At 67.6% G+C, this 25,335-nt stretch carries 25 protein-coding genes; 12 read left to right on the top strand and 13 right to left on the bottom strand.

Translation table 11 applies throughout. The features are described 5' to 3' along the window. Positions 1–12 precede the first annotated feature (12 nt). From ACSQ9A_RS26180 to ACSQ9A_RS26170, 3 genes are all read right to left on the bottom strand, one after another. Positions 13–510: a CinA family protein gene (locus ACSQ9A_RS26180; RefSeq protein WP_436305830.1), complete on the bottom strand. Its 498-nt coding sequence runs from the start codon at positions 508–510 to the stop codon at positions 13–15. A gap of 7 nt (positions 511–517) precedes the next feature. Continuing rightward, on the bottom strand, positions 518–1,051 hold the full coding sequence (locus tag ACSQ9A_RS26175) for a phosphatidylglycerophosphatase A family protein (protein ID WP_436305829.1): 534 nt from the start codon (positions 1,049–1,051) through the stop codon (positions 518–520). 104 nt (positions 1,052–1,155) lie between these two features. Then, the gene (locus ACSQ9A_RS26170; protein WP_436305828.1) at positions 1,156–1,431 is read right to left on the bottom strand and encodes a hypothetical protein; all 276 of its coding nucleotides are present in this window, start codon (positions 1,429–1,431) and stop codon (positions 1,156–1,158) included. A 147-nt stretch (positions 1,432–1,578) separates the two neighbouring features. Between ACSQ9A_RS26170 and ACSQ9A_RS26165 the strand changes: the two genes are divergently transcribed. Both ACSQ9A_RS26165 and ACSQ9A_RS26160 read left to right on the top strand, forming a co-directional pair. Then, positions 1,579–2,202, top strand: coding sequence for a response regulator (locus ACSQ9A_RS26165; protein WP_436305827.1), 624 nt, complete (start codon positions 1,579–1,581; stop codon positions 2,200–2,202). After that, positions 2,202–4,016 (top strand): ATP-binding response regulator, encoded by a 1,815-nt coding sequence (locus ACSQ9A_RS26160; protein ID WP_436305826.1) that lies wholly within the window; start codon positions 2,202–2,204, stop codon positions 4,014–4,016. The genes ACSQ9A_RS26165 and ACSQ9A_RS26160 overlap by 1 nt, the downstream gene beginning before the upstream one ends. A 19-nt stretch (positions 4,017–4,035) precedes the next feature. Here ACSQ9A_RS26160 and ACSQ9A_RS26155 read toward each other — a convergent pair whose 3' ends face one another. The 6 genes from ACSQ9A_RS26155 to apaG all read right to left on the bottom strand — a co-directional run bounded on the left by ACSQ9A_RS26155 (position 4,036) and on the right by apaG (position 9,935). After that, the gene (locus ACSQ9A_RS26155) at positions 4,036–4,872 is read right to left on the bottom strand and encodes an HDOD domain-containing protein (protein ID WP_436305825.1); all 837 of its coding nucleotides are present in this window, start codon (positions 4,870–4,872) and stop codon (positions 4,036–4,038) included. A 110-nt stretch (positions 4,873–4,982) separates the two neighbouring features. After that, entirely contained in the window at positions 4,983–5,900 is a 918-nt protein-coding gene (locus ACSQ9A_RS26150; RefSeq protein WP_436305824.1) for an aspartyl/asparaginyl beta-hydroxylase domain-containing protein, read from the bottom strand. Positions 5,901–6,019: 119 nt separating this feature from the next. Then, positions 6,020–7,000 carry a thiamine-phosphate kinase gene (gene thiL / locus ACSQ9A_RS26145; protein ID WP_436305823.1) on the bottom strand — a complete coding sequence of 327 codons (981 nt, stop codon included), beginning with the start codon at positions 6,998–7,000 and terminating at the stop codon, positions 6,020–6,022. A gap of 7 nt (positions 7,001–7,007) precedes the next feature. After that, a complete protein-coding gene (locus ACSQ9A_RS26140; RefSeq protein ID WP_436306367.1) occupies positions 7,008–8,132 on the bottom strand; it encodes a YbdK family carboxylate-amine ligase in 1,125 nt (374 codons plus the stop codon). A 74-nt stretch (positions 8,133–8,206) separates the two neighbouring features. Next, positions 8,207–9,475 (bottom strand): cation:proton antiporter, encoded by a 1,269-nt coding sequence (locus ACSQ9A_RS26135; protein ID WP_093110025.1) that lies wholly within the window; start codon positions 9,473–9,475, stop codon positions 8,207–8,209. Between the two features lie 64 nt (positions 9,476–9,539). After that, a complete protein-coding gene (gene apaG / locus ACSQ9A_RS26130; protein ID WP_436305822.1) occupies positions 9,540–9,935 on the bottom strand; it encodes a Co2+/Mg2+ efflux protein ApaG in 396 nt (131 codons plus the stop codon). 156 nt (positions 9,936–10,091) lie between these two features. Here apaG and rpe point away from each other — a divergent pair, with 156 nt between their 5' ends. Continuing rightward, positions 10,092–10,787 (top strand): ribulose-phosphate 3-epimerase, encoded by a 696-nt coding sequence (gene rpe / locus ACSQ9A_RS26125; RefSeq protein ID WP_436305821.1) that lies wholly within the window; start codon positions 10,092–10,094, stop codon positions 10,785–10,787. Here rpe and ACSQ9A_RS26120 read toward each other — a convergent pair. Further along, positions 10,777–11,040 (bottom strand): hypothetical protein, encoded by a 264-nt coding sequence (locus ACSQ9A_RS26120; RefSeq protein ID WP_436305820.1) that lies wholly within the window; start codon positions 11,038–11,040, stop codon positions 10,777–10,779. The genes rpe and ACSQ9A_RS26120 overlap by 11 nt on opposite strands. A 92-nt stretch (positions 11,041–11,132) precedes the next feature. Here ACSQ9A_RS26120 and ACSQ9A_RS26115 point away from each other — a divergent pair, with 92 nt between their 5' ends. The 3 genes from ACSQ9A_RS26115 (at position 11,133) to ACSQ9A_RS26105 (ending at position 13,106) form a co-directional block, all read left to right on the top strand. Further along, positions 11,133–12,122 carry a succinylglutamate desuccinylase gene (locus ACSQ9A_RS26115; RefSeq protein WP_436305819.1) on the top strand — a complete coding sequence of 330 codons (990 nt, stop codon included), beginning with the start codon at positions 11,133–11,135 and terminating at the stop codon, positions 12,120–12,122. 85 nt (positions 12,123–12,207) lie between these two features. Further along, positions 12,208–12,834 (top strand): sensor histidine kinase, encoded by a 627-nt coding sequence (locus ACSQ9A_RS26110; RefSeq protein WP_436305818.1) that lies wholly within the window; start codon positions 12,208–12,210, stop codon positions 12,832–12,834. Positions 12,835–12,857: 23 nt separating this feature from the next. After that, positions 12,858–13,106: a hypothetical protein gene (locus ACSQ9A_RS26105; RefSeq protein ID WP_139191740.1), complete on the top strand. Its 249-nt coding sequence runs from the start codon at positions 12,858–12,860 to the stop codon at positions 13,104–13,106. Here the strand turns inward: ACSQ9A_RS26105 and ACSQ9A_RS26100 are convergent. Both ACSQ9A_RS26100 and bamA read right to left on the bottom strand, forming a co-directional pair. Beyond that, on the bottom strand, positions 13,084–13,905 hold the full coding sequence (locus ACSQ9A_RS26100; protein ID WP_436305817.1) for an intradiol ring-cleavage dioxygenase: 822 nt from the start codon (positions 13,903–13,905) through the stop codon (positions 13,084–13,086). The two genes, ACSQ9A_RS26105 and ACSQ9A_RS26100, sit on opposite strands and share 23 nt — an antisense overlap. A gap of 29 nt (positions 13,906–13,934) precedes the next feature. Further along, the gene (gene bamA / locus ACSQ9A_RS26095; protein ID WP_436306366.1) at positions 13,935–16,295 is read right to left on the bottom strand and encodes an outer membrane protein assembly factor BamA; all 2,361 of its coding nucleotides are present in this window, start codon (positions 16,293–16,295) and stop codon (positions 13,935–13,937) included. A 416-nt stretch (positions 16,296–16,711) separates the two neighbouring features. On the opposite strand from bamA, the gene pilQ reads away from it, so the two are divergent. Beyond that, positions 16,712–18,754 carry a type IV pilus secretin PilQ gene (pilQ, locus tag ACSQ9A_RS26090; RefSeq protein ID WP_436306365.1) on the top strand — a complete coding sequence of 681 codons (2,043 nt, stop codon included), beginning with the start codon at positions 16,712–16,714 and terminating at the stop codon, positions 18,752–18,754. Positions 18,755–18,907: 153 nt separating this feature from the next. Here the strand turns inward: pilQ and ACSQ9A_RS26085 are convergent, their stop codons facing one another. Beyond that, positions 18,908–20,065 (bottom strand): porin, encoded by a 1,158-nt coding sequence (locus ACSQ9A_RS26085; RefSeq protein WP_436305816.1) that lies wholly within the window; start codon positions 20,063–20,065, stop codon positions 18,908–18,910. A 344-nt stretch (positions 20,066–20,409) separates the two neighbouring features. Here ACSQ9A_RS26085 and ACSQ9A_RS26080 point away from each other — a divergent pair, with 344 nt between their 5' ends. From ACSQ9A_RS26080 to ACSQ9A_RS26060, 5 genes are read left to right on the top strand one after another with little or no spacing between them, the layout of a single operon-like run. Beyond that, on the top strand, positions 20,410–21,534 hold the full coding sequence (locus ACSQ9A_RS26080; protein ID WP_436305815.1) for a hypothetical protein: 1,125 nt from the start codon (positions 20,410–20,412) through the stop codon (positions 21,532–21,534). Continuing rightward, positions 21,535–22,284 carry a nuclease-related domain-containing protein gene (locus ACSQ9A_RS26075; protein WP_436305814.1) on the top strand — a complete coding sequence of 250 codons (750 nt, stop codon included), beginning with the start codon at positions 21,535–21,537 and terminating at the stop codon, positions 22,282–22,284. 19 nt (positions 22,285–22,303) lie between these two features. Continuing rightward, the gene (locus tag ACSQ9A_RS26070) at positions 22,304–23,044 is read left to right on the top strand and encodes a response regulator (protein ID WP_436305813.1); all 741 of its coding nucleotides are present in this window, start codon (positions 22,304–22,306) and stop codon (positions 23,042–23,044) included. Between the two features lie 57 nt (positions 23,045–23,101). Beyond that, positions 23,102–24,649, top strand: coding sequence for an ATP-binding protein (locus tag ACSQ9A_RS26065; RefSeq protein ID WP_436305812.1), 1,548 nt, complete (start codon positions 23,102–23,104; stop codon positions 24,647–24,649). Continuing rightward, positions 24,646–25,326, top strand: coding sequence for a response regulator (locus tag ACSQ9A_RS26060; protein ID WP_436305811.1), 681 nt, complete (start codon positions 24,646–24,648; stop codon positions 25,324–25,326). Before ACSQ9A_RS26065 ends, ACSQ9A_RS26060 begins: the two co-directional genes overlap by 4 nt. The last annotated feature ends 9 nt before the right edge of the window (positions 25,327–25,335 follow it).

The following is a 25,335-nucleotide window of genomic DNA, read 5'->3' as shown; positions in this document are numbered from 1 at the left end:
GGGCATCGTAGCCTAGGCTGCGCGAACCAGGTTCACCAGCGTCTGCAGCGCATGCCGCACGGTGGCGGCGCGCACCGCGGCGCGGTCGCCATCGAAGCGGCGGTGTTCGGTGTGCACGCGGCCTGCGACCGACCAGCCGAACCAGACCGTGCCGACCGGCTTCTCGGCCGTGCCGCCGGTAGGGCCGGCCACGCCGGTCACCGACACCGCGGCCTGCGCCTGCGAGCGCGTCAGCGCACCCTCGGCCATCGCGCGCGCGACCGGCTCGCTGACCGCGCCGTGCGCCGCGATCAGCGCCGCGTCGACGCCCAGCAGCTCGGTCTTCGCCGCATTGGAATATGTGACGAAGCCGCGCTCGAACCAGAGGCTGGAGCCCGACAGTTCGGTGCAGGCGCCGGCGATCAGCCCGCCGGTGCAGCTTTCGGCAGTGGCGAGCATCCAGCCCTTCTGCTGCAGCAGCTCGGCCAGGAGGCCCGCCAGCGCAGGCGTGCCGTGTTCGGATTCATTCATCGTGTAGCTACCATGCGCGCCAGGCCGCGATCACCAGCAGGGTGCAGAAGGCGGCCACCAGGTCGTCGAAGAGGATGCCGAAGCCCGCCGCGGCCCAGCGCACCGCGCCCGGTGCGCTGTCGCGCTGCTTGAACAGCTTGTCGGCCCAGCCCACCGGCCCGGGCTTGGCGGCATCGAAGAAGCGGAACAGCGCGAACGCGATGGCCTGCGCCAGCAGGCCGGCCGGCATCACCAGCCACAAGATCAGCCAGAAGGCGACCACCTCGTCCCACACGATGCTGCCCGGGTCGGCGATGTTCATGTGGCGCGCGGTCACCGTGCAGGCCCACCAGCCGATCGGCAGCGAAACGAGGATCACCCAGCCGATCGCCGGCGTCGACAGCCAGCGCTGCATGACCAGGAAGGCGACCCAGGCCCACAGCGTGCCCACCGTGCCCGGCGCGCGCCGCGGCAGGCCGGCACCGAAGCCCAGCGCGATCAGGTGCGCGGGGTGTGCGAACAGGAAGCGCAGCGTCGGGCGCTGCAGCGAAGGAACGGGCATGGCACCGGAAGTGGAAGCGGACTGCATCGACCGACAGTGTCGCGCATCTGCGGCTGCAGGAGCGCCCACTGAAGCCGCCGGACTCGGCGCTGAAAGAGAGTTGATCAGGCCGGCTGGAAGTGCTGCCGGATGCGCTGGGCCACGCCCCTGGGATTGCGACGCAGCGTGTCGGTGGAACAGGAGCCCAGGAACATGCCCTCGAGATTGAGTTCCACGCGTGAGAAATAGGTGCCCAGCGAGGCGCCGGCATCGAACAGGCAGTGCTCCAGCGAATCGAAGGCACCGCTGCCGCTCTTGTCCTGCCCATCGGTGCCTAGAGCACTGATGCGGTAGCCATAGGCGTCCGTTCCGATGCGGTGGATTTCGATGAGGGGCTTCATTCGACAGGGGAAAAGGGCGGTGGTCGTGAACTTTTGGCTACTCGATGGTCGCCGCAACATCCCGGCGCGTAAATAGTCCATTTGGACCGGGCGAAGGCCCGGCGGACTGACGCAGAATGATTGCGCTTTCGAGATCGCACCGCCTTCATGCTGCCACCCAGAATTCTTCTCATCGACGACCACGCGCTGTTCCGCTGCGGGCTGCGCATGGTGCTTGCCGCGGGCATTGCCGATCTGGAGGTGGCGGAGGCGGCTTCGCTCGAGGAGGCCATGCGCTCGCCGATGGAGGGCCCGGCGCTGGTCCTGCTGGACATCCAGCTGCATGGGCTCAGCGGCCTGGAAGGCATCGCGCTGGTCAAGCGCAAGTGGCCGGAGGCGGCGGTGGTCATCCTCTCCTCCGACGTCGCGCACCAGAACGTCAGGCTGGCCCTGGAGCGCGGCGCGCTCGCCTTCGTGTCCAAGGCCGAGCCGGCCGACAAGATCCTCGCCGTGATCGATCAACTGCGGCGCGGCCTGCCGGTCGTGCCCGCATCGTCCTCGATGCTCGTGCCGGCAGGCGAAGCCGATGCCTCACGGCAGCTTCTGACGCCGCGCCAGAGCGAGGTGCTCGACCTGATGTGCCAGGGGCTTTCGAACAAGGTGATCGGGCGCCGGCTCAATCTCTCGGAGAACACGGTGCGCGGCCACGTGCAGGCGGTGCTCGCGGCGCTGCAGGTGTCGAGCCGCTCGGAAGCCGGCTTCGCCGCGCGGCGCAGGGGCCTGGTTTCCTAATGGGAGAACCGTCGCGGCTGCCTGAAGAGCGCATGCTGGTCGAGCAGCTGCGGCTGCAGCTGGGCAATATCGGCAGCTCGGTCATTCCGACCATCCTGGTCGCGCTGCTGCTGGTGTGGGTGCTCTCCAACGAGCGCAACGCATTGGCGCTGCGCGCCTGGTGCGCTGCCATCGTGGTGCTGAAGCTGTACCTGGCGTGGGAGGCGCGGCGCTGGCTGGCTTCCGAGATCAGTCCCGAGCGTGCACGCCGGCTGCTGCGGCACAAGATGGTGCTCAATGCGATCGACGGCGTGGTCTGGGGCGCGCTGGCCTGGGCCGCGCTGGGCACCACCACCGTCGCCGGCAGCATCCTGGTGGTGGCCGTGCTCGCGGGCGTCGCGGGCAGCTCGATGTCCTCCCTGGCGCCGATACTGCCGGTCTTCATCGTCTTCGGCGCCGCCGAGCTGATCGTGCTGGGGGCGAAGCTGTGGACCATGGACGACCCGGCGTACGACGCGCTGGGCGTGGCCGCGATCCTCTACACCGCAGCACTGCTGGGACAGGCACGCAACGGCTCGCGGGCCGCGCGCGCGGCGATCGGGCTGCGCTTCGAGAACCTCGAGCTGATCGAGCGCCTGCGCGTCGAGACCGAGCATGCGCAGGCGGCGCACCGCGCGGCCGAAGAAGCCAATCTCGCCAAGTCCAGATTTCTCGCCGCGGCCAGCCACGACCTGCGCCAGCCGATCCATGCGCAGGGCCTGTTCCTCGAAGTGCTGGCGCGCAGCAAGCTCTCGGCCGGCCAGTACGACGCGCTGGCCAACGCTCGCGCCACATGGCAGGCCTCGGCCGAGATGCTCGACACCCTGCTCGACTTCTCGCGCATCGAGGCTGGCGTGGTCGAGCCGCAGATGCAGTCCTTCCACCTGCAGCCCCTGCTCAACAAGATCGAGAACGAACTCGCGCCCCAGGCCGACGCCAAGGGCATCGTCTACCGTTCGCGCGAAACCGATGCGGCCGTGCACTCGGACCCGGCGCTGGTGGGCCTGATCCTGCGCAACCTGGTGTCGAACGCGATCCGCTACACCGAGCGCGGCGGCGTGCTGGTGGGCTGCCGCGCGCGCGGCGACCAGCTGCTCGTCGAGGTGTGGGACACCGGCATCGGCATCGAGCCCACGCAGCACCAGGCGATCTTTCGCGAGTTCCATCAGCTCGGCAATGCGGAGCGCGACCGCCGCAAGGGCCTGGGACTGGGCCTGGCCATCGCCCAGGGACTGGCACGCGCACTCGAGCAGCAGCTCTCGCTGGTCTCGAAGCCGGGGCGCGGCACCGTCTTCAGGCTCAGCCTGCCCGTGGCGCTGATCGGCGTGGTGGCCGGCAGTGCCGACACCGCGCCCAGCGCCGCGCGCGTGTTCGACGTGCGCGTGCTGGTGATCGACGATGACGAGTCGGTGCGCACCGGCATGAGGCAACTGCTCGGCGCCTGGGGCTGCGCATGCGATGTGGCCGATTCCATCGAGGAGGCGCAGGCGCTTGCGCGCGCCCATCCGCCGGGCCTGGTCATCAGCGACTACCGCCTGCGCGAGCTGCGCACCGGTGCGGAGGCGATCGCGGCGCTGCGCGCGGAGTTCGGCGCCGAACTGCCGGCGCTCCTGATCACCGGCGACACCGCGCCGCAGCGCCTGCGCGAAGCGCGCGCCACCGGCGTGCCGCTCTTGCACAAGCCGGTGCTGCCGAGCGAGCTCTACCGCGCGATGACCTTCGTGCTGAACGGGCGCGAGCTCGATTCTTCGTTCGCGGGGCTCGACACGTCGCCGCTGGCGCTTTCGACGCGCTGAGCGTCCTCGGGCGCCGAGATCAGGCGATCATGACCTCGAGGTCGGCGGCGAGTTCGGCCGGCGCCGGCATCTCCTGGAACATCTCGCGCGACGCCTCCGCGGCCTCCGCGACCTCCGACGGCCAGCCCTCGAGCGCCTCGATCGCCGCCGGGCCTTCGCGATCCAGCGCCACCCGCCAGACGGCCAGGTGCACGATGCCGGCGAGCGGATCGAAGGGCTGCACGTCCATGGGCCGCGCGAAGCCGGCGAGGGCCGTGATGAACTCGTCGGAGAAATTCCAGCGCGAAGCCAGCTTGGCGCTGACGTCGCCGAAGTGGTAGCCGAAAGCCTGCTCCTCGGCCTGGAGCCGGTTCATGGCATCGATCGGACAGGAGGCGTTGAGCGGGGCCATCTCCTCGGGCATGACGATGGACATGATCAGATGGCCGATCGCGTGCATGCTGCCCACGGTGAAAGCGAGGTTCGGGTCGACGGCGCGCGTTGTTCCGGCCAGGTGGCGCGCGACGGAAGCGACGCGCAGGCTGTGGCGCCAGAACGTCGGCAGGTCGACGTTGGGGATCCGCTTGAAAGCGCCTGCGAGGTTCGAGCTGACCACCAGCGTCCGGATCGAGGACAGGCCGAGCATGCGGATGGCTTCCTCGATCGTCGAGATCTTCTTGCGCACGCCGTAGTAAGGCGAGTTGGCCAGGCGCAGCATCTTGGCCGTGAGCACCTGGTCGACGTCGATCTTGCGAGCCACCTGCGACAGCGTGGCGTTGTCGTTCTGCAGAACCTCGATCAGATCGCGCACCACCCTCGGCACCGTGGGCAGCGAGTGATTCTCGGCAAACAGCTCGTCAAGGGTTGTCGCGTGCATGCTCGGCGGCACCTGGATGATTTTGTGGGGGCTCCATTTTCCAATGATTTCAGGCCCCGGCCCGCTCGCGCACGCGTAACAACGCACACTTCGGGCGCGCGCGCCGGCGCTCAGAAGAAGAGCAGGTAGAACAGGCCGCCGAAGATCAGCCACTTGACGGCGTAGTAGCTCGGCTTGTTCCAGGCCTTCAGGCGCTTGCCCAGCACGCGGATCTTGTAGATCTGGGCGAAAGCCTTGTTCAGGCCGCCGATCGGCTCGCCGTCCACGTTCTGCGTGGCCGCGGCCTTGATCATGCGCCAGCCGATCTCGCGATTGATCCACCGAGCGACGGGGTTGTTGAGCGGCCGTTCGATGTCGCAGAACAGGATCAGCCGCGTTTCATCAGTGAGGTTCTCTGCGTAGTGGATGTAGGTCTCGTCGAACATCACGGCCTCGCCGTCCTTCCAGTGATAGGACTGGCCGTCGACGAAGATGCGGCAGCTCGGCGCATCCTGCGGCACCTTGAGACCCAGGTGGTAGCGCAGCGAACCCGCGAAGGGGTCGCGATGCCGCACCAGTTTGCTGCCCGGCGGCAGGATGGCGAACATCGCCGCGCGCACCGAGGGAATGCCGGCGAGAAGTTCGGTGGTCTTCGGGCACAGGCCGCGGGCCGAAGGCAGGAAATCGCCGTACCAGTTGAGGTAGAAGCGCTTCCAGCCGGTGCGGAAGAAGGAGTTGAAGCCTATGTCGGTGTAGCCGGCCGCGGCGCGGATATGGCCTTCGTCAAACAGGCTCAGGCCCTCGTCGCGGATGGTCTGCCAGTTGTTCTTCAGGACGTCGAGTTCGGGGAACTGCTTGAGGTCGATGTAGGGCTTCGACGGCACCGAAGAGAACCAGTACATCAGCACGTTGAGAGGGGCCAGGAAGGTTGAGTGGTCGCTCAGCTGGCGGCCGATGCGGTGCCGCACCTGGCCGCGGAAGTGCACGTAAAGGCCCGCGCTCAGGAAGGCCAGGGGAATCAGAAGTTTGTAGGAGAGGAAACTGGGCATGGGAGGGGACGCAAAAAGATGCGTCGAAAGTCGGCGGCCGGCAGGCGGGCCGGGCGCCAGCATACCTGCTGCGGCCGGTTTTCGCACGCGAGCCGCCGCCGCTGTCGCCTGGAGCGCGCTCAGGCGAAGTGGTCGAAGGCGCTGAAGCGCTGCGCGATCGCCGTGCCCTGCGCATCGACGATGCGCAGGCCCGGCGCGGCCTCGATGCGGCCGATGCGCGCGACCGGGGTCGCGCTGCGGCGGGCGGCTTCGAGCACCGCGGCGCTCGCGTCCTGCGGCGCGCTGAAGAGGAGTTCGTAGTCGTCGCCGCCGGCGAGCGCGCAGGCGCGCCGCAGTTCCGGGCTGAGTACCGCCGCATTCGCCGGATCGGCGCAGACGGCGATCAACGCGGCCGCGGCGTCGGCGTCGAGCGTCGCGCCCACGCCGCTGGCCGCCAGGATGTGGCCGAGGTCGCCGACCAGCCCGTCGCTCAGATCGACCGCCGTCGTCGCGATGCCGCGCAGCGCCTGCCCCAACGCCACGCGCGGCTCGGGTTGCTCCATGCGCGCGCGCGCCAGTTCGAAGAGCGCGGCCGGCAAGGCGAGCGTGCCGCGGAAGACCTCGAGCGCGAGCCGCGCATCGCCGAGCGTGCCGCTGACCCAGAGTTCGTCGCCGGGTTTTGCACCCGAGCGCAGCAGCGCCGCCCCGGCCGGCACCTCGCCGAAGGCGGTGATGCAGAGATTGAGCGGGCCGCGCGTGGTGTCGCCGCCGACCAGTTCGCAGTCGTGCGCATCGGCCAGCGCGTACATGCCGCGCGAGAAGGCTTCGAGCCAGGCCTCGTCGACCGCAGGCAGCGAGAGCGCCAGCGTGAAGGCCAGCGGCTTCGCGCCGCAGGCCGCGAGGTCGCTCAGGTTGACCGCCAGTGCCTTGTGGCCGAGCCGCGCCGGGTCGACGGTGGAAAGGAAGTGGCGGCCTTCCACCAGCATGTCGGACGACACCGCGAGCTGCATGCCCGCAGCCGGCGCGAGCAGCGCGCAGTCGTCGCCCACGCCAAGCGGGGAGCGCTTCGCGGGGCGCTTGAAGTAGCGTGCGATGAGATCGAATTCGCCGAGGCCGCTCATGCCGATCTCACTCGGCTCCGCCGCGAAAACGCAGGGCCGCTTGTCGCACGACTTCGGCCAGCAGGCGCTCCTTGGCCTGCCGTTCGCGCAGCCAGCGCGCATCGTTGCGATTGGCCTCGACGCTGGTGCGCAGCTCGCCGAGGGCTTGCGTGGCGTCGAGCGCCTCGCTGTGCCATTCGAGCTGCGTCATGGTCATGAGGATGTGGTCGCGCAGCGGCATGTGCTCGCCGCTCGCGGGGTCGACGTAGAGCGCGTCGAGCCCGAAGCGGCAGGCCTGGAAGCGGTTGTAGGTGTAGACCAGGTAGTCGTCCTCGGTCGGCGTGAAGGGCTGCTCCTGCAGGAACCAGGCGGCCAGCGACTGCACGTAGCCGGCCAGCGCCGCAGCGCGCTCGACCGTGAGCGGCGTGTCGAACACGCGGATCTCGATGGTGCCGAACTCGGGCTTGGGCCGGATGTCCCAGTAGAAGTCCTTCATGCTGCGCACGACGCCGGTGCGGGTCATGCGCTCGAAGTAGTTGCCGAACTCCTTCCACGACAAGGTGAAGGGCGCGCGGCCAGACAAAGGAAAGGCGAACACCGAATTGAGCCGCGCCGAGTCGAACTGCGTGTCCTGCCCCTGCACGAAGGGCGAGGAGGCCGACAGCGCGATGAAGTGCGGGATGTAGCGCGACATGCGGTGCAGCATCAGCAGCGCGCCGTCGGCATCGGGGCAGCCGATGTGCACGTGCTGACCGAAGATGGTGAACTGCTTCGACAGGTAGCCGTAGAGCTCGGACAGCTCGCGAAAGCGCGGCTTGTCGTAGATGCGCCGCTCGTGCCACTGCTGGAAGGCATGGGTGCCGCCGCCGACCACCGCGATGTTGAGCTTGTCGGCGTTCTTCACCAGCGCGTCGCGGATCGGCGTGAGCTGGGCGATCACGTCCTTCGCCGAATGGCAGATGTCGGTCGAGATCTCGATCATGCTCGAGGTCATCTCGGGCACCACGCTGCCGGGCAGCGGGGTCTGCGCCATCAGGCGCAGCATGTCCTCGGCATAGGGCGCGAGGTCGTAGTCGTGGGTGTTGACCAGCTGCAGCTCGAGCTCGACGCCGAGCGAGAGCGCGACCGACTTGTTGAAGGGCTCGAGCGGCACCACGCGGCTCGACGGCGAGGCGGGCAGGGCGGGGGGGCCGTCGGCGCGCAGGTCGGTGGTGGTGGTCACGTCGCTCATCGTTGCGTGTCCTCCGTCGTGCTGAACGCCTCGGGCGTCCAGGGTTGGGAACTCTCGCCGGCGCCGTGGATGGCGATGGTGGCGAGCACGGCGCCCAGCACTTCCATCAAGAGGATCGCCGGCAATGCGATCTGCGTGATCATCGCACCCAGCAGCGGCGATGCCGAGACGAAGGCGGAGGTGATCAGGAGCGCGATCGAGGACAGCGGCGACATCGCGCAGCCGACCCAGAAGGCCTGCTTCCAGCTCGCGCCGCTGCCCGGATTGGCGATCGCGACGCCCGCGATCTTGGCGAAGGTGCGCACGCCGATCACCGCCAGCACCACGCTGGCGACCGGCAGGCTCCAGTCGGCCTGCGCGGCGACGATCGACACCAGCACGAACATCAGCATGGTGAGCAGCGAGGCCGCGGTGCCGAGCTGGCGCGGCCAGGCCCAGGGCTTGGGATGCAGCGCCTTCAGCAGCACGCCGCCGATCAGCGCCGCCAGCGGCGCCGAGCCGCCGAAGTGCGCGGCCAGCGCGGCGCCGGCGGCAATGATCGCGAGCAGCAGGATGGAGGTGTTCTCGCTGGCCGGGCTCATCACGCGCAGCGCCGAGCGCAGCGAGAGCGCCATCAGCGCGCCGACCACGAACGAAAGGCCCAGCACCACCGCCACCGGGTAGAGCTTCTGCAGCAGGCCCAGCGGCGCGTGCTCGATCAGTCCGGCTTGCGCGTAGCCGAGGGCGAGCGCGTAGAAGGTGTTAAGCGTGGCCAGCGTCATGGCGCGCTCGGTCACCGGGCCCGAGGCGCGGGTGTCCATCACCACCCGGCTCAGCACGGCCGGCGAGGCGACGATCGCCATCAGCGCGATCGGATTGGCCACCGGGTCGGGCACGTCGAGCCAGTGCAGCACCCAGAACACGCAGAAGTAGGTCAGCGTCGCCTCCAGCAGGCTCTGCACCAGCACCATCGGGTTGTGGCGGAACCAGCGCAGCGGCAGGCGGCCGCCGGCCTCGAACAGCACGATCGCCACGCCGAGCTCGAGCAGGAACAGGCTGATGCCCTGCAGCGGCCAGATCGCGCCTTCGAAGCCGGCAAAGCCAACCACGGTGCCGACCACCGAATAGCCGACCACCTTGGGCATGCCCATGTAGCGCTGCACCAGGTGGCCGGCCGCGGCCGCGGCCGCCAGCAGCAGCGACCACAGGACCGTGGGCAGGCCGGCCGAGGGCCGCACCCATTCGGCCCAGAAGCCCAGCAGATCGTTGGAAAAGAAGGACGTCATCAGGCGGGCAGATTCAAGACACCAGAGCGCGCACGGCGTTCATGGTTCGAAGAGAGGAGTTGCGTCAGTGCAGCACGCGCGAGACGGGCACACCGCCCGTGTCGGCTTCCAGCACGAACATGGGAATCGGGACGTCGAAGCGTTCGCCGCGCTCGGTCACGAAGAAATAGCTCCCGTGCATGGTACCGCTCGGCCCCTGCAGCCGGCATCCGCTCGTGTAGCGGAAGGACTGCCCCGGCGCCAGGAGCGGTTGCTGGCCGATCACGCCGAGGCCCTTGACCTCCTGCGTGTGTCCGGATGCATCGTTGATGAGCCAGTGGCGTGAGATCAGCTGCGCGGCCTCCTTGCCTGTGTTGGTGACGGTCACCGTGTAGGCAAAGGTGTAGACCCGGTCTTCGGGGGAAGACTGGTCTGGCAGGTAGCGGGGCTCCACCTGAACGTTCATCGGATTGCTGGACATCGCCGGAATGGTACCTTGCCCCCACGCTCCGTCACTGCGTGTACTCGCTGCCCCCCGAGGGTGCAGCTGCAGGCCGCCCGTCTGCGCGAAGCGCGGACTTCGCCGCGCTGGCGGCCTGGCGTCGGCCTGGACAAGCTCCCTGCGACAATCCAGGCCATGAGCAGCCCGTTCCGCATCGCCCCCTCCATCCTCTCGGCCGATTTCGCGCGCCTCGGCGCCGAAGTGAGCGACGTGATCGCCGCCGGCGCCGACTGGATCCATTTCGACGTGATGGACAACCATTACGTGCCGAACCTCACCTTCGGCCCCATGGTCTGCCAGGCGCTCCGCCCGCACGCAAAGACCGCCGAGGGCACGCCGGTGCCGATCGACGTGCACCTGATGATCGAGCCGGTCGATGCGCTGGCCGCCGCTTTCGCCCAGGCCGGGGCCGACTACATCAGCTTCCATCCCGACGCCTCGCCGCACGTGCATCGCAGCATCCAGGCCATCAAGGCGGCCGGCTGCAAAGCCGGGCTGGTGTTCAACCCGGGCGCGGGGCTGGAGCCGCTGGACTGGGCGATCGACGAGATCGACCTGATCCTGATCATGAGCGTGAACCCGGGCTTCGGCGGCCAGAGCTTCATCGATTCGGCGCTGCGCAAGATCGAACTGGCGCGCAAGCGCATCGAAGAGACCGGGCGCGACATCCGGCTCGAAGTCGACGGCGGCATCAAGGTCGACAACATCGCCCGGGTCGCCAGCGCGGGCGCCGACACCTTCGTCGCCGGCAGCGCGATCTTCAATGCCAAGGACTACGCGAGCGTGATCTCGGCCATGCGCGCTCAACTCCAGACCCCGCTCACGGCTTGAGCTGGTCGTTGTAGACGCGGTCCGTCACCGGCCCGCGGTCGGTGTCGACCACGCCGCGCTCCACGTCCTCCAGCGCCTGGCGGCCCACGCGCGGTGCGCCGCTGCCGTCCTGGTTCTGCTGGCTGTCCGAGGACTGGTCGCGCTCGTGCGGCAGGCGCGGCGCCGATTCGCCGTCCTGTTCGACTTTGGTCTTTCCGCCTACAGCGTCCTTCGCCGGATCGGTCTTCGCGGGGGCTTTGGGCTTGCGGGCCATGGCTTGCTCCTTTGTCATCGATCGCTTGTCGCACGGCGAAGTGCCAAGCCCGGTAGGACCGCCATGCGCCGCGTTGTAGGATGGCCGACGAGATGAGCCCGCAACCCACCGACACCCTTCGCATCCACGGTTACGCCGCCTTGCAATCGGGCCCGCGGCTCATGGTGTTGGGCGGCGTGCATGGCGACGAGACCTGCGGCACCGCCGGTATCGAACGCGTGGTCGCCGAGCTCGACGCCGGGTTGCTGCAGCTGCTGCGCGGCCAGCTCACGATGGTGCCGGTCGCCAATCCGCTCGCGCGCCGCCTGGGCCGGCGCGAGGGCGAGCGCAATCTCAATCGGCTGTTCCGTCCGAGCCGGCCGGGCCTCGATCCGGCCGACTACGAAGGCCGCATCACCGACTTGCTGTGTCCGCTGCTCGACCGGCACGAGGTGCTGCTCGACCTGCATTCCTTCCAGAGTGCGGGCGAGGCCTTCGCGATGATCGGCCCGCGCGACAACACCGGCACGCTCGAGCCCTTCGCGCGCGCTTTCGAAGAGGGCCGGCTCGCGCTGCACCTGGGCACCCCGCGCGTGGTCGAGGGCTGGCTCGACATCTATGCCGCGGGGCTCGCGCAGCGCGCCGGTGGACAGCCGGCCGACGATGCGGCGCTGGCCTTCGGCTGGGGCACCAACGAGTACATGCGCAGCCGCGGCGGCTATGGTGTCACGCTGGAATGCGGGCAGCACGAGGACCCGGCCGCGCCCGAGGTGGCCCACCGGGCGATCCTGGCGGCGCTGCGCCTGCTGGGCATGATCGCGCCCGATCCTCAGGCAGCGCCGCCGGCGGCACCCTCCCTGCTGCGGCTGGTCAGCGTGACCGATCGTCTCGACGAAGAAGATCAGTTCGTGCGCGAATGGGCCACCTTCGATCCGGTGGCGAAGGGCGAGCCCATCGGCGTGCGCGCCGACGGCGGCGTGGTGCAGGCCGATCGCGACGGCTTCATCGTGTTCCCGAATTCGGCCGCGCTGCCCGGCACCGAATGGTTCTATTTCGCGGTCGAGAGCGAACGCGACCTGAGCCGGCCCCTGCCGGGCGTCTGAGGCGCGAAAGCGCCCGCCGCCTCCCAATTTCCTCCGTTTTTGCCGGCGAGCATCGGGTGCCTGTCACCCATTCGGAGCTATTCCCATGGCACTTTCGCCCGCCGTCGGCGTTGCCCTCAGCCTGAGCTGTTTGTTCGTTGCGCTGCCGCGCGTCATCGCCAGGCGCGAGGCCCGCGCCGCAAGTCCCGCCGCCGTGCGTTTCGAGCCCGTCGAGCGCCGCTGCATCGATCTGCGGCAGCTGCTCGAGGAGATGCCCCGCGCAAGCGGTGCGGCGCTGCGAGCTGCCGGCATCGAGATCGATCAACGCTTGCCGGATGGCGCGCTCTGCGTCTGGGCCGACGCGGAGGAGTTGCGGCGCATGCTCGCGCACATCGTGCGCCTGGCCTGCGATGCCATGCCGCGCGGCGGCGTGCTGCGAATACTGGCGCGTTCCGAAGGCGCGCAGGCCGCGGTGAGCTTCATGGATTCGAGCCTCGCGTCGCAGCAGCCGCGGCTGGCGCCGATGTTCGATCGCCTGTCTGCCGCGCGGCAGAAGACGGACCCGGCCGACAGCGAGATCCGCGAGCGCGCCGTGCTGTCGCGGCGGATCGCCGATCGCCATGGCGGCCGCCTGTACGCCGCGCCCTCGTCTCTCGGCGGTCTCGGGATCACCTTGCGCATGCCCTTGGCGAACGTCGATGCGGCACCGGCGCCATGGGGTGCGCTGTCATGATGGCCGGCGATGCCCGGCAGCCCATGCATGCAAAGAGCGGCCCCCCGGATGGGCTCGATGCGCGTGCGATCCTCGAGGCCGTTCTGCCCTATGCGGCAGCGCTGTGCTTCTTGCTGGCGGTCCTCGTCGCGGCGCTGGACGAGCGCCGTTGCGACGGCGCCGCTGCGGACCCCTCGACGCTGGCGCCATTGATGTCGACCGCCCAACCGGCGCCAGCTGCCGACGGCGAATGCAGGCCGCAAGCCGGCGTCAGCGGCGCGCCGACGGAATAAGCGCGGCCGTGCGAGCGCTGCCTTGCAGCGCCTGCGGCCGGCCCGGGCCCGGCATGTCGGGCATCCCGGCGCCGCGGGGCGGGCGCCGGCCCGGAACCGGCGGGCGATCGATCGCCGGGCTGGCCGCCGGATCCACCACCAGCGTCAGCGTGGCCACGTACTGCTTGCCTTCCTCGCGCACGGCACCGATCGTCGTGCCGCCGGCCTGGAGCGCGATTCCGTCGTTGCTGTTCAAGGTATCGCGAAGGCTGGCGCGCCGGTACTGCGGCAGCTGGGTGTAGAGGAATTCGCTGAGCGCATCGGGCAAGAAGAACTGCGAGGTGAGCACGGCGCGCGTTGCGTTGATCACCTTGAAGTGGATGTGCGTGGTGCGGCCCGCGTACCAGCCGGAATAGATGGTGCTGAACACGACGGTACCGTCATGGGCGGTGGTCTGGCTGCCACGCAGGAAGGTCTTGCCCTGCATCGACAGCCCGCGATCGTCGCCCTGGCTGTCATAGCCCGAATAGCGGCCTTGCGCATCGCAGTGCCAGATGTCCACGCGCAGTCCGGGCAGCGGCTTGCCGTTCATGTCCAGCACGGCAAAGCGCACCTCGAGCGGTACGCCTTCGAGGCCTTCGGTGATGTCGGAGCGGACTTTGAGCGCGTCGAAGTAGTAGGGGCCCTCGGTCGTTGCGGCGGTCAGCGGCAGCTTCGGGGCCGCGGCTTGCGCGGCGGGGGCGGCGGCGGCCAGGCCCGCGGCGCCCAGGCTTGCGAGCAGGCTGCGGCGGCGCAGCGTGGGGTGTTGGTCTTGTGTCATGGATCTCTTGTTGCTGAAGTTTTGAATGCTCAGAAAGAGGTTCCGATCTGGAACTGGATTCGCTGAGTCCGGTCCGCGGCAATGCCGTTGGCATCGTCCTGCTTCTGGTAGTTGATCGGAACCGCATAGGCCAGGCGCAGGGGACCGAGCGGAGAGATCCAACTGATCCCCAGCCCCGCGGAGGTGCGGATCCGGTTCTGCGCGCGCCATTGCGCGTCGGTCATGCCGGCCGTGCGCTCGGCGAAGACATTGCCCGCGTCGAAGAAGCTGTAGAGACGCAGGGAGCGGTCGTTGCCCGCGCCGGGAAAGGGCGTGCTGAACTCCATGTTGAAGATGGCCTTGCGCGTGCCGCCGAGCGCGCCGGCCGTGACGGCATCCCGCGGGCCCAGCGAGTTCTGCTCGAAGCCGCGAATCGAGCCCAGGCCGCCTGCATAGAAGTTCTTGAAGATGGGAAAGTCCGTGCCGCCCAGCGCGTTGGCATAACCGAGCTGGCCGTTGACGGCCAGCGTGTACTGCTTCGACAGCGGGAAGTACTGCTGGTACTGGTAGCTGCTCTTCATGTAGCGCACGTCCTTGCCCACGCCCAGCTCGAGGTTGGCGCTCTGCAGCTTGCCGCGGGTCGGCACCAGTGCGCTGTCGCGGTCGTCGCGCGACCAGCCGATGGTGAAGGGAACGGTGTAGATGCTGTTGTTCGCGCAGGTGACGCTGGGTGCAGTGCCGGTGCACTGGAAGTAGTCGAGGTAGGCCTGCGGCGTGGCGGTGTAGACATAGCTGCCGTTGACCAGCGTGTAGCTGCCATTGCTGCCCGGCGTGAAGACGTAGCGCTCCAGGCCGGCGCCGAAGTAGACCGTGTCCAGCTCGCCGAAGGGCACGCCGAACTTCACCGAGCCGCCCTGGCTCACCAGCTTGTAGTTGCCGTCGGCCTCGTAGTACGGGCGGGTCGAGGTGTGGAAGAGATTGATCGTGCGGGAGATCCCGTTCATCGTGAAGTAGGGGTCGGTGGTCGTCAGCGAGAGCGCCCGGTTGTATTTGCTGGTGTTGACCTGAAGGCCGAGGTAGTTGCCGGAGCCGAAAACATTCTCCTGCGCGATACCGAAGGTGAACGACACCTTCTCGGCACTGGAAAAACCTGCGCCCAGTTGCAGCGTACCGGTCGGCTTCTCGGCCACGTTGATCGTCAGGTCGACCTGGTCCGGCGAGCCCGGCACCTCCTGCGTCTCCACATTCACCTCAGTGAAGAAGCCCAGGCGGTCCACCCGGTCGCGCGACAGCTTGATCTTGTCGCCGTCGTACCAGGACGCCTCGTACTGGCGGAACTCGCGCCGGATCACCTCGTCGCGCGTGCGGTTGTTGCCCCCGATGGCCACCCGCCGCACGTACACCCGCCGCGAGGGCTCCGCCTTCAGCGTCAGCGACACACGGTTGTTGGTGCGGTCGATCTCGGGCTCCGCCTGCACGCGCGCGAACGCGTAGCCGAAGGTGCCGAAGTAGTCGGTGAAGGCCTTGGTGGTCTCCGTCACCTGCTCGCCGTTGTAGGGCTCCCCGGGCTGGATCGTCACCAGCGACTTGAACTCCTCCTCGCGCCCGAGGTAGTTGCCCTCCATCTTGACCCCGGCCACCACGAACTTCTCGCCCTCGGTGAGGTTCACCGTGATCGCGAGGTCCTGGCGGTCCGGCGAGATCGCCACTTGCGTGGAGTCGATGCGGAACTCCAGGTAGCCGCGCGTGATGTAGTAGGAGCGCAGCGTCTCCAGGTCGGCGTTGAGCTTGGCGCGCGAGTACTGGTTGCTCTTGGTGTACCAGCTCATCCAGCCGCCCGCGTCCTGGTCGAAGAGATCCAGCAGCGTGCCTTCGCTGAAGGCCTTGTTGCCCACGATGCGCACTTCGCGGATGCGCGCGGCCTCGCCTTCGGTGACGGTGAAGGTCAGGTTGACGCGGTTGCGCTCGATCGGCGTGACGGTGGTGACGACCTGGGCGTTGTACAGGCTGCGGCTGACGTACTGGCGCTTGAGCTCCTGCTCGGCGCGGTCGGCCAGGGCCTTGTCGTAGGGGCGGCCGTCGGCCAGGCCGACCTCGCGCAGCGCCTTCTGCAGCGCGGCTTTGTCGAACTCCTTGGTGCCCACGAAGTCGACGTCGGCGATGGTGGGGCGCTCCTCGACGATCACCACCAGCACGTTGCCGCTGACGTCGATGCGCACGTCCTTGAACAGGCCCAGGTCGAACAGCGCGCGGATGGCAGCCGTGCCGCGCTCGTCGCTGTAGGTGTCGCCCACGCGCAGCGGCAGCGAGGCGAAGATGGTGCCGGGCTCCACGCGTTGCAGGCCTTCGACCCGGATGTCGCGTACCGTGAAGGGCTCGACGGCCCAGGCGGCGCATGCGGACACGGCCATGCCGATGAACGCCGCCACGCGACGGAGGCGGAAGCGAGTACCTGTTGCAGGGATGAATGGGGCGAAGCACGGCACCGCAGGGGCGGTGCCGTCGGGTGAGCGGCGCACATGCCGAGCGAAGTTCATGGCACCGATGATCGATGCCGAGTTCGGAGAAATCTGGGAGCTGCTCCGCACCGCCGGCGTGGGGCCGCGGCAACAGCGATCGAAGGCTGACGGCGCCGATTTGCGAATTCCTCAATGTCTCCGCAGTTGACACACAAAGTCACAGGGCGAAGACCAGTGCGCTGGAGAGGGGTCACACCCAATCAATGCCGGCACTGGCTGTCCATAACCGCTGCCAACTTGAGCTCCAAGTGAACGAACAAAACTCGCCCATTGCGCCATTGCTGCGCACCGCATCTCTTCTGCTCGCGATGGCCGGTGCCGCCGTCGCAGCCCAGGCGCAGAACGCGATCGAATCGGTCACGAGTTCGATGCAATCCGGCTCGGAAATCATCCGTGTCGATCTCGCGCAGCCGTTGGCCGCGCTGCCGAACGGCTTTTCCGTCCAGTCGCCGGCGCGCATTGCGCTCGATTTCCCGGAGGTCGCGAACGCCGTCGGCCGATCGGCCATCGAGATCAACCAGGGCAATCTGCGCTCGGTCAACGTGGTGCAGGCGGCTGAGCGAACGCGCCTGGTGCTGAACCTGAAGCAGGCGACCGCGTACAAGATGGATATCCAGGGCAAGTCGCTGCTGGTGTCGCTGGAGCCGGCGCCCGGCGCGGCGCTGGTCGCGTCCACTTCTTCGGCCTTCGCGGAAGACCGCAGCCGCGCCACGCTGCCGTTGCGCGACGTCGATTTCCGCCCGGGCTCGGACAACACCGGCCGCGTGATCGTCGACCTGGCCAACAACCAGGTGGGCGTCGACATTCGCCAGCAAGGCAAGAACCTGGTGGTCGAATTCACCAAGTCGACCCTGCCCGAGGGCCTGCGCCGCCGTCTGGACGTTTCCGATTTCGGCACCCCCGTCCAGTTGGTGACGACGCAGCAATCGGGCGACCGCGTGCGCATGACCATCGAGCCCAAGGGCGACTGGGAGCACAGCGCCTACCAGAGCGAGAACCAGTTCGTCGTCGAGGTGCGCCCGCGCAAGGTCGACCCGACCAAGCTCACGCAGGGCGCCGGCTACAGCGGCGAGAAGCTCTCGCTGAATTTCCAGAACATCGAGATCCGCTCGCTCCTGCAGGTGATTGCCGACTTCACGAACTTCAACATCGTGACCTCGGACTCCGTCACCGGCACGCTCACGCTGCGCTTGAAGGACGTGCCCTGGGACCAGGCGCTGGACATCATCCTGGAGGCCAAGAACCTGGGCATGCGCAAGAGCGGCAGCGTGCTGCGCATCGCACCCGAGGACGAGATCAACGCCAAGGAGAAACTCAAGTTCGAGGCGCAGGCCACGATCCAGAACCTGGAGCCGATGCGCACCCAGTCCTTCCAGCTGAACTACACCAAGGCCATCGCGATCGCACAGGGCCTGACCGGCACCGGCGCATCGAGCGGCGGTGGCGGCGGTTCGGGAACGACGACGCGCATCCTGAGCCCGCGCGGCAGCGTGATCGCCGAATCGCGCACCAACCAGCTCTTCGTTTCGGACATCCCCTCGCGCCTCGCGCAGGTCGCCGAGCTGATCCAGAAGCTCGACGTCCCCGTGCGCCAGGTGCTGATCGAAGCGCGCATCGTCGAGGCTTCGGACACCTTCAGCAAATCGCTGGGCGTCAAGTTCGGCGGGTCGTCCAGGGGCAGCCGCAGTTCGATCGGCACCCAGCCCACGACGAGCAGCGACGGCACCGCCTCCTTTTCGGAGACCTCCACCAGCAATTTCGTCAACCTGCCGGCGAGCAGCTCAAGCGGCGCCTCGGTGGGAAGCTTTGCCGTCTCTCTCTACAACGCCAGCATGTCGAAGATCCTGAACCTCGAAATATCCGCGCTGGAAGAGGATGGCAAGGGCAAGGTCGTGGCGAGCCCGCGCGTCGTCACCGCCGACCAGACCAAGGCCCTGATCGAACAGGGCACCGAGCTTCCCTACCAGGTGGCCACTTCGAGCGGCGCCACCTCGGTCGCGTTCAGGAAAGCGAACCTCAAGCTCGAGGTCACGCCGCAGATCACGCCGGAAGGCAACATCATCCTGACGCTGGACGTGAACAAGGATTCCGTCGGGCAATCGACAACCGCCGGCTACGCGATCAACACCAAGCATGTGCAGACCGAAGTGCTGGTCGACAACGGCGGGACGGTCGTGATTGGCGGCATCTTCGAACTGACGGACAACAACGACGAGTCGCGCGTTCCGGTGCTGGGCGAACTCCCGGTCGTCGGCACCTTGTTTCGATCGCGCACGCGCGAGATGAAGAAGACCGAGCTCCTGATCTTCATCACGCCGAAGATGATTGCCGACCGCAACGCGGCCAGGTAGGCATCCAGCCCGAACCTCCGGGGTTTCTCGCCTTGGCAATCGGCAGGGGAGCCGTGATGCCAGGCACGGCAAATGGCGCCACTCAGGGCGCCAGGTTGATGACAAGGCCGGGTCGCGACGGGGCAGAGTCCCGTCGCGACTCACAGTGCGCTATCAGAAAGCGTGGCGGATGCCGAAGTCGTAGCCGGTGGAGGAGCGCGGCAGGCCCGTGTAGCTCACGCCGTTGCTGCTGTAGCCCGTGGTGATCGCCGAACTCAGGCTGCCGGTGTAGGCCGCATCGTTGCGGTTGTTCACGCGCGCGACGGTGGCGTACAGCGCGGTGCGCTTGGACAGGTTGTGCACATAGCCCAGGGCCAACTTCTGAACGCGCGGATCCTCGCCGGTGATGCCGGCGGCGCCTTCGTTGTAGCGGACCGTGGAGTACGACGCGCGGATCAGGCCTGCACCCACGGGAACGGTCGCGCCGATCAGGTAGCCGTTGTAGCTGTCATGAGTGTTGCCGAGCGCGGTATCGAACTTGTTCTGCACGTTCGAGAGTTCACCGAACAGCTTGACCGGCCCGAAGTCGTAGGACGCGCCGAGGTTGATGGTCTGCACCTTGCGCGTGAGCGCCAGGGTGTCGACGGCGATGTTCTGGCCCGCCGACACTGCGACGTCCAGCGGCCCGTTCGCCCAGCCGAAGCGCCCGCCGATGTAGCGCCCGGCGTTGCTGTTGGTCGACGCCGTGTCGGCCGCCGTGCTGCTGTCGGTGTTCTCGTGCAGGCTGTACTGGAGCTGGCCGTAGAAGCCGCCCAGGTTCGGCGGCAGGAAGTAGCCGATCGAGTTGCTGGCGCGCACGTAGTTCGTGTTGTTCAGGCCGGTGCTGCCGTTGACGGAGCTGATCACGTTGGTGCCCGATCCGTTGGTGCCGAAGGGGTCGAACACGGTGTCGTTCCAGAAGGTGGGCGTGTAGTCGCGGCCCAGGCGCAGTTCGCCGAAGCCGCCGGACAGGCTCACCGTCGAGCGGCGGTTGAAGGTGGAAATGCCCGTCGCGCCGTCGTCGTTGGTGATCGGCGCTTCGAGCCAGAAGCTGGCGGCGAGGCCGCCGCCGAGGTCTTCGGTGCCGCGGAAACCGATGCGGCTCGAGTTGTAGCCGGAATTGGAGAGCGTCGTCCTGGTCTGCTTGGAGCTGGCGCCGGTCGCCGCATCTCGTGAAGTCGCAGATTGATAGCTGACGCCGGCGTCAACGACGCCGAACATCGTGACGGACGACTGCGCAGCGGCCAGGCCGGTCACAGCGAGAGCGGCGATTGCCGTAAGGGATTTTTTCATTCAGGTTTTCTCCGGTTTCGAACGAGGCACGACCTCTTCGAGCCATGACCCGCTCAACAGGCCGAAATTGGTCCAGGTGCGAGGCGATCCTGGACAACATCGCGACCGCCCTCATCGGGCAGCTGGTCGGATGGTCTCGTTCAAAGTTGGAGGAATCTGGTAAGTGCGGGACGCATCGCATTGCCCGTTGTTTGTACGCACCATCTGCAAAGCGTCGGCTTGGAACCTCGTCTCAAAGAGCCGCTTAGATTTCTCCCCATTCGCACGAAATGATGTCGGCATCGCCCGCTGTCGCAACGCGAAAGCGCGAGCGGGTGAAGACCGACTGCTGGAGATCCACACACATGATTCGCTCCTGGCCACTGATGGCAGTGATCTGCGGCACGCTGGCGCTTGGCTGCGCCGACACAAGCCGCGCTACGACGAGTTCCAATTCGGCCCTCGAAGTCGGATCGTTCCTCGACGGCGCGATGCCCTCCCGTTCGCAGTCTTGGTGGTCCGGCTTTGACGACGAGACGATGACCGAGCTGATCGGGATGGCACGCCGGCATTCCGCTTCGACGAGCGCTGCGAGGCCGCTGAATGCAGTGCCTGTCGAGATTGGTGTTGCCACCGCATACGTCTCGCTCAGGGTACAGGCCTTCAGCCTGACGTACCTGGAGAACGCGCGGTCCGCCGCCGCACGGCAGTTGCAGCTGATGATTGCGAGCAATCCGGAGCACGATGACTTCATCAAGGAACTCGTCGGCCGCAAGACCAAGGCTGACGATGCGATCAGGAAGATCAGGGCGCAGCGCGAAATCCATATCGCGTTTCTTGCCGCCCAGTGCGGCATGTCGGAAGCGGCCCTGACCGAGGTCATCGGCGCCGCCCTCGCAGACCGGACGAGAACGCTTCCCAAGTTCCTTGCGCCGGTGCCGAGCGCGCTGCCGGAGGCGTTGCTCGCAAACCGCGACGATGTCACTCTCGCTGCGGCGCTCTACGGCATCGACTCGGCGGCAGCACTCGCCGACGCGATCGAGGCCACGGATGCGTCGAGCGAGCGCGCGGCGAACGATGAGGCTCAGGCGGCGCTCCTCGGCCCTCCCCTCTATCTCGCCATCGTGGCCCAGGCGCGAAACGAAGTGTCCGAGGCCTTGCAGCGCCTGCAAACGCAAAGCGATATCGCGAACGCCGCATACAACCGGATGCGCGACGCGAATGCCGAATTCGAGGCGGCCAAGAAGCGCCGCGATCGGGGCGAAATGTTGGAAGTCCAGCTCATGGAGGATTTCCTGGGACTGTTGCAGCATCTGCAATTGGTCGCCGTCGCCAACGGCGATCTCGCGGTCGCGTGGATCGCACTCTTCGCTCGGCTGGGCAACGGAACGTCGATCGACGGCAGCCCGGCTTCGAGATCGGCGCTGCTCGATGCTCTACCTAAAGTCTCCCAAAAGACGCGTGATCCTCGGGATTCGAAGGAGCCCTGAATGACCATTTCCTTGCAGAGAACGCACGGCGGCGCAGTGCCCATGCTGCCCCGCCACGGATACCCGACATCGGACCCGGTCCAGAGCCCATACCGCATCCCCGGCACATCGTCTTTCCACGAGCTGGCGGCATCGCTGGGCGTGCAGCAGCTCGTCCGTACATTCGGTCCTGCGTTCCCCCACATGCGCATCTTGCGGGACCTCGTCATCCCGATGCCCGCAGCTTGCCCGGTGCGCACCGCCAGGATCGATGCCGTGATCGTGTGCGAAACCGGCGTCTATCTCTTCGAGATCAAGGCTTGGCGAAATGCCTTTGTCTACCGGAAGAACTCCGACCAGGCGCCGCCGCGCTGGTTCTTGCGCCTCCATGGGTGCAGCAGGGCTCGCGAGGTCTCGGACCCTGCCTTGCAGGGCGGCCGCAAGACCACGCAACTGCGAAGCCTGCTGCCCGACGACCTGAGGCTGCAGTATTTCGTCCTGCTGCCTTGCGAAGGCGTCGAGCTCGAAGGCGTGATGCCGGCCGCCATCGTCACGCATCAGGACCTGTCCTATATCGCGCGCCTGGCACGCAACAACGGCCGTACCGCGCGAAGCTATCCGCTGCTGAATGCCGATGCCATCGAACGGACGGTGCAATTGCTGGTGGACATCCAGGGCGAGCTGACGATCGACGACCACATGCACAACTGCCGGGAAGGCAGGGAAGGCAGGGAAGGCAGGGAAGGAGCCTCGGCCCTAACGACTCAATGAGTCGCGTCCCGGCATCCTGATGGCCCGCATCGTCATCGTCGAGGATCAACTCGACATCGCATCGGTCGTTCAGGACTACCTGCGCGCTGCGGGTTACGAAACCACGCATTTCGCCGATGGCCAAGGTGCGCTCGAGCACATCGTCGAATCGCCGCCCGACCTGACTCTGCTCGATATCGGGCTGCCACGCCTCGATGGCATCGAAGTACTTCGCGGCGCGCGCGAGCACACCGACCACCCGGTCATCATGGTCACTGCCCGGATCGAGGAGGTCGACCGCCTGCTCGGCCTGGAGCTCGGTGCCGATGACTATGTGTGCAAACCCTTTTCTCCGCGCGAGCTGGTCGCACGCGTGGGCGCCGTGTTGCGGCGCTTTTCCCCCAACGATGCAAGGACCCGAACCGGGCAGGACCTGCCAGGCCTGGTGCTCGACGGCGTGTACTGGCGAGCCTCGCTCGACGGAACAGCGCTCAATCTGACGCGCCGCGAGTTCAGCCTCCTGCAGGTGCTGTCGCGGCATCCGGGCCGCATCTATTCGCGAGCACGCCTGCTCGAACTCACGTTCAGCGCCGGAGCCGACGTGACCGATCGCGCGATCGACAGCCACGTCAAGAACCTGCGGCGCAAACTTGGCGTCGTCACGCCCACGCACGAGTGGATCCGATCGGTCTATGGCGCAGGGTTTGCGTGGGAGCCTCCGCTCGGACCTTCTCCCAATTTCCTCCCAATTCGGCTTCCAACATCCGCCCGCCGCGCGTGATGGAACTGCCGCCACGCGCGTGCCGCAGAATGCGGCCATGCGCCGACCTCCCCACCAATGCCACGCCTGACGCTCAGCAGAAAGATCTTCTTCGCCCTGGCCACCCTGCTGGTCGTCCTGCTGCTGCTTTCCGCGGCCTTTTCCATCTTTGCGCTGCAGCGCGGCCTGGGCCCCTATGTCGCGGAGATCGAGATCCGCCGCATGGACTGGCTGGCGCAGTTGCTGCAGAAGCACTACGCCGCCAACGGCAGCTGGGACAAGCTGCGCAAGGACGAGGGCGCCTGGCATCGGCTGCAGATGGGGGATCCGGGCACGGCGCAGGTCGAGACCCGCGACAAGGACGATGCCCGGCTGCCGCCGTGGTACGCACGGCCGCGGCGCTTCGAAGACCGTCCTCCGCCTGGTTTCGCGCCGCAGCTGGAGCTCTTGCCCAGGCATTTCATGCCTCCGCCTCCGCCCGGCTTTTTCGCCGATCCGCGAGAAGCGGCAGATTCGATCTACCAGCGGCTGGGCGTGGTGGACGCATCCGGCGCACGGGTCGCCGGCGCCAGCGTCGATATGGCGTCGGCCGCCCAGCTGCCGATACGCAGCGGCCGCCTGGTCATCGGCCATCTAGTGCTGGCGCCCGTCGAAGGACTCGACAGCGAAGCCGACCGGGCGTTCTTCGCGCGCCAGTCTGGGGTCATCGTGGTGACCGGCCTCGTCGGCCTGGTCTTCGCGCTGGTGCTGTCCTGGCAGTTGGCGCGGCGCTGGCTCAGCCCGATCGATGCGCTCACGCAGGGTGCGCAGGACGTGGCGCGCGGACGGCTCGGCACCCGCGTACAGGTGCGCGGTTCGGACGAACTGGCCTTGCTGGGCCGCACCTTCAACAACATGGCCGAGCGCCTGGACACGGTCGAGACCTCGCGGCGCGCCTGGCTGGCGGACGTGGCGCACGAGCTGCGCACGCCGCTCGCCGCCATGCGCGCCGAGATCGAGGCCTTGCAGGATGGCGTGCGCAGCTTCGACGATCGCACCGCATTGCGGCTGCACCGGCAGGTCATGCGGCTGGGCCAGCTGGTCGACGACCTGCGCAGCAGCATGCGCGATCCGCCGGCCGAATCGTTGACGAGGGCGCCCGTCTTTCCGCTCACCTTGCTGAAGGAGGCCTTGGCCATGACGCGCAATCGCTTCGCCCAGCACCGCATTGCGGTGGATGCGCAGGCTATCGAGGCCCTGGCGGCACAATCGCAACCGGTGGTCGACGGCGATGCGCATCGCCTGCACCAGGTCTTCATGAACCTGCTCGAAAACACACTCTCCTACACCGATGCGGGCGGCGCCCTGCGCATCGGCGCCGCCGTCGAGGGAAGCAGCGGCGCGCAGCGGATGGTGCTGCGCTTCGACGACAGCGCGCCGGGCGTCGCGGCCGACGAGCTGCCGCGGCTGTTCGAGCGGCTGTTCCGCGCCGAAGGGTCGCGCAGCCGCGCGCTGGGCGGCTCCGGCCTCGGCCTGTCCATCTGCCGCGCCACGATCGAGGCGCACGGCGGCGAGATCGACGCCTTGGCGTCTCCCCTCGGCGGCGTGCGGATCACGCTGTGGCTCCCGCTAGCGCCAACGTCATGAGCCGGATCCTCATCGTCGAAGACGAAGCCGACATCGCCTCGGTGCTGCAGGACTACCTGCGCCATGCCGGCTACGAGACCGAGCACGTGGCCGATGGCCACAGCGCGCTGGCCCGCATGCTCGAGGCGCCGCCCGACCTCAGCCTGCTGGACATCATGCTGCCGGGTCTCGACGGCCTGAGCGTGCTGCGGCAGGCCCGCGTGCACACCCGGCACCCGATCATCATGCTCACCGCGCGCATCGAAGAGGTCGACCGCCTGCTCGGCCTGGAGCTGGGTGCTGACGACTACGTGTGCAAGCCCTTCTCGCCGCGCGAAGTCGTCGCGCGCGTGAAGGCAGTTCTCCGGCGCGTTCAAGGCGAGGCCGCGGCGGACCAGGCGACGTCGTCCCTGCAGCTGGACGACGTGCATTGGCGCGCATCCCTGAACGGCACCGCGCTCAACCTGACGCGACGCGAGTTCCGCCTGCTGCAGGCGATGTCGCGGCACCCCGGCCGCATCTTCTCGCGCGCCAGGCTCTTGGAACTGGCCTACGACGACGACGCCGACGTGTCCGAACGGGCCGTGGACAGCCACGTCAAGAACCTGCGCCGCAAGCTCTCGAGCGCCGCACCTTCGCACGACTGGATCCGCTCCGTCTACGGTGTGGGATTCGCGTTCGAGGCGCCGCTCGAATAGGGAACGCTT

This window comes from Variovorax sp. LjRoot290 (assembly GCF_964253985.1).
Lineage (GTDB): Bacteria > Pseudomonadota > Gammaproteobacteria > Burkholderiales > Burkholderiaceae_C > Variovorax.
The sequence above is the reverse complement of the archived record's forward strand: the minus strand, read 5'-3'. Positions and strand labels throughout refer to the sequence as shown.

Coding starts and splice junctions, on each gene's coding strand:
- ACSQ9A_RS26180 (WP_436305830.1), bottom strand. CDS start 510: ATGAATGAATCCGAACACGGCACGCCTGCGCTGGCGGGCCTCCTGGCC.
- ACSQ9A_RS26175 (WP_436305829.1), bottom strand. CDS start 1,051: ATGCCCGTTCCTTCGCTGCAGCGCCCGACGCTGCGCTTCCTGTTCGCA.
- ACSQ9A_RS26170 (WP_436305828.1), bottom strand. CDS start 1,431: ATGAAGCCCCTCATCGAAATCCACCGCATCGGAACGGACGCCTATGGC.
- ACSQ9A_RS26165 (WP_436305827.1), top strand. CDS start 1,579: ATGCTGCCACCCAGAATTCTTCTCATCGACGACCACGCGCTGTTCCGC.
- ACSQ9A_RS26160 (WP_436305826.1), top strand. CDS start 2,202: ATGGGAGAACCGTCGCGGCTGCCTGAAGAGCGCATGCTGGTCGAGCAG.
- ACSQ9A_RS26155 (WP_436305825.1), bottom strand. CDS start 4,872: ATGCACGCGACAACCCTTGACGAGCTGTTTGCCGAGAATCACTCGCTG.
- ACSQ9A_RS26150 (WP_436305824.1), bottom strand. CDS start 5,900: ATGCCCAGTTTCCTCTCCTACAAACTTCTGATTCCCCTGGCCTTCCTG.
- thiL (WP_436305823.1), bottom strand. CDS start 7,000: ATGAGCGGCCTCGGCGAATTCGATCTCATCGCACGCTACTTCAAGCGC.
- ACSQ9A_RS26135 (WP_093110025.1), bottom strand. CDS start 9,475: ATGACGTCCTTCTTTTCCAACGATCTGCTGGGCTTCTGGGCCGAATGG.
- apaG (WP_436305822.1), bottom strand. CDS start 9,935: ATGTCCAGCAATCCGATGAACGTTCAGGTGGAGCCCCGCTACCTGCCA.
- rpe (WP_436305821.1), top strand. CDS start 10,092: ATGAGCAGCCCGTTCCGCATCGCCCCCTCCATCCTCTCGGCCGATTTC.
- ACSQ9A_RS26120 (WP_436305820.1), bottom strand. CDS start 11,040: ATGGCCCGCAAGCCCAAAGCCCCCGCGAAGACCGATCCGGCGAAGGAC.
- ACSQ9A_RS26115 (WP_436305819.1), top strand. CDS start 11,133: ATGAGCCCGCAACCCACCGACACCCTTCGCATCCACGGTTACGCCGCC.
- ACSQ9A_RS26110 (WP_436305818.1), top strand. CDS start 12,208: ATGGCACTTTCGCCCGCCGTCGGCGTTGCCCTCAGCCTGAGCTGTTTG.
- ACSQ9A_RS26105 (WP_139191740.1), top strand. CDS start 12,858: ATGCATGCAAAGAGCGGCCCCCCGGATGGGCTCGATGCGCGTGCGATC.
- ACSQ9A_RS26100 (WP_436305817.1), bottom strand. CDS start 13,905: ATGACACAAGACCAACACCCCACGCTGCGCCGCCGCAGCCTGCTCGCA.
- bamA (WP_436306366.1), bottom strand. CDS start 16,295: ATGGCCGTGTCCGCATGCGCCGCCTGGGCCGTCGAGCCCTTCACGGTA.
- pilQ (WP_436306365.1), top strand. CDS start 16,712: ATGGCCGGTGCCGCCGTCGCAGCCCAGGCGCAGAACGCGATCGAATCG.
- ACSQ9A_RS26085 (WP_436305816.1), bottom strand. CDS start 20,065: ATGAAAAAATCCCTTACGGCAATCGCCGCTCTCGCTGTGACCGGCCTG.
- ACSQ9A_RS26080 (WP_436305815.1), top strand. CDS start 20,410: ATGATTCGCTCCTGGCCACTGATGGCAGTGATCTGCGGCACGCTGGCG.
- ACSQ9A_RS26075 (WP_436305814.1), top strand. CDS start 21,535: ATGACCATTTCCTTGCAGAGAACGCACGGCGGCGCAGTGCCCATGCTG.
- ACSQ9A_RS26070 (WP_436305813.1), top strand. CDS start 22,304: ATGGCCCGCATCGTCATCGTCGAGGATCAACTCGACATCGCATCGGTC.
- ACSQ9A_RS26065 (WP_436305812.1), top strand. CDS start 23,102: ATGCCACGCCTGACGCTCAGCAGAAAGATCTTCTTCGCCCTGGCCACC.
- ACSQ9A_RS26060 (WP_436305811.1), top strand. CDS start 24,646: ATGAGCCGGATCCTCATCGTCGAAGACGAAGCCGACATCGCCTCGGTG.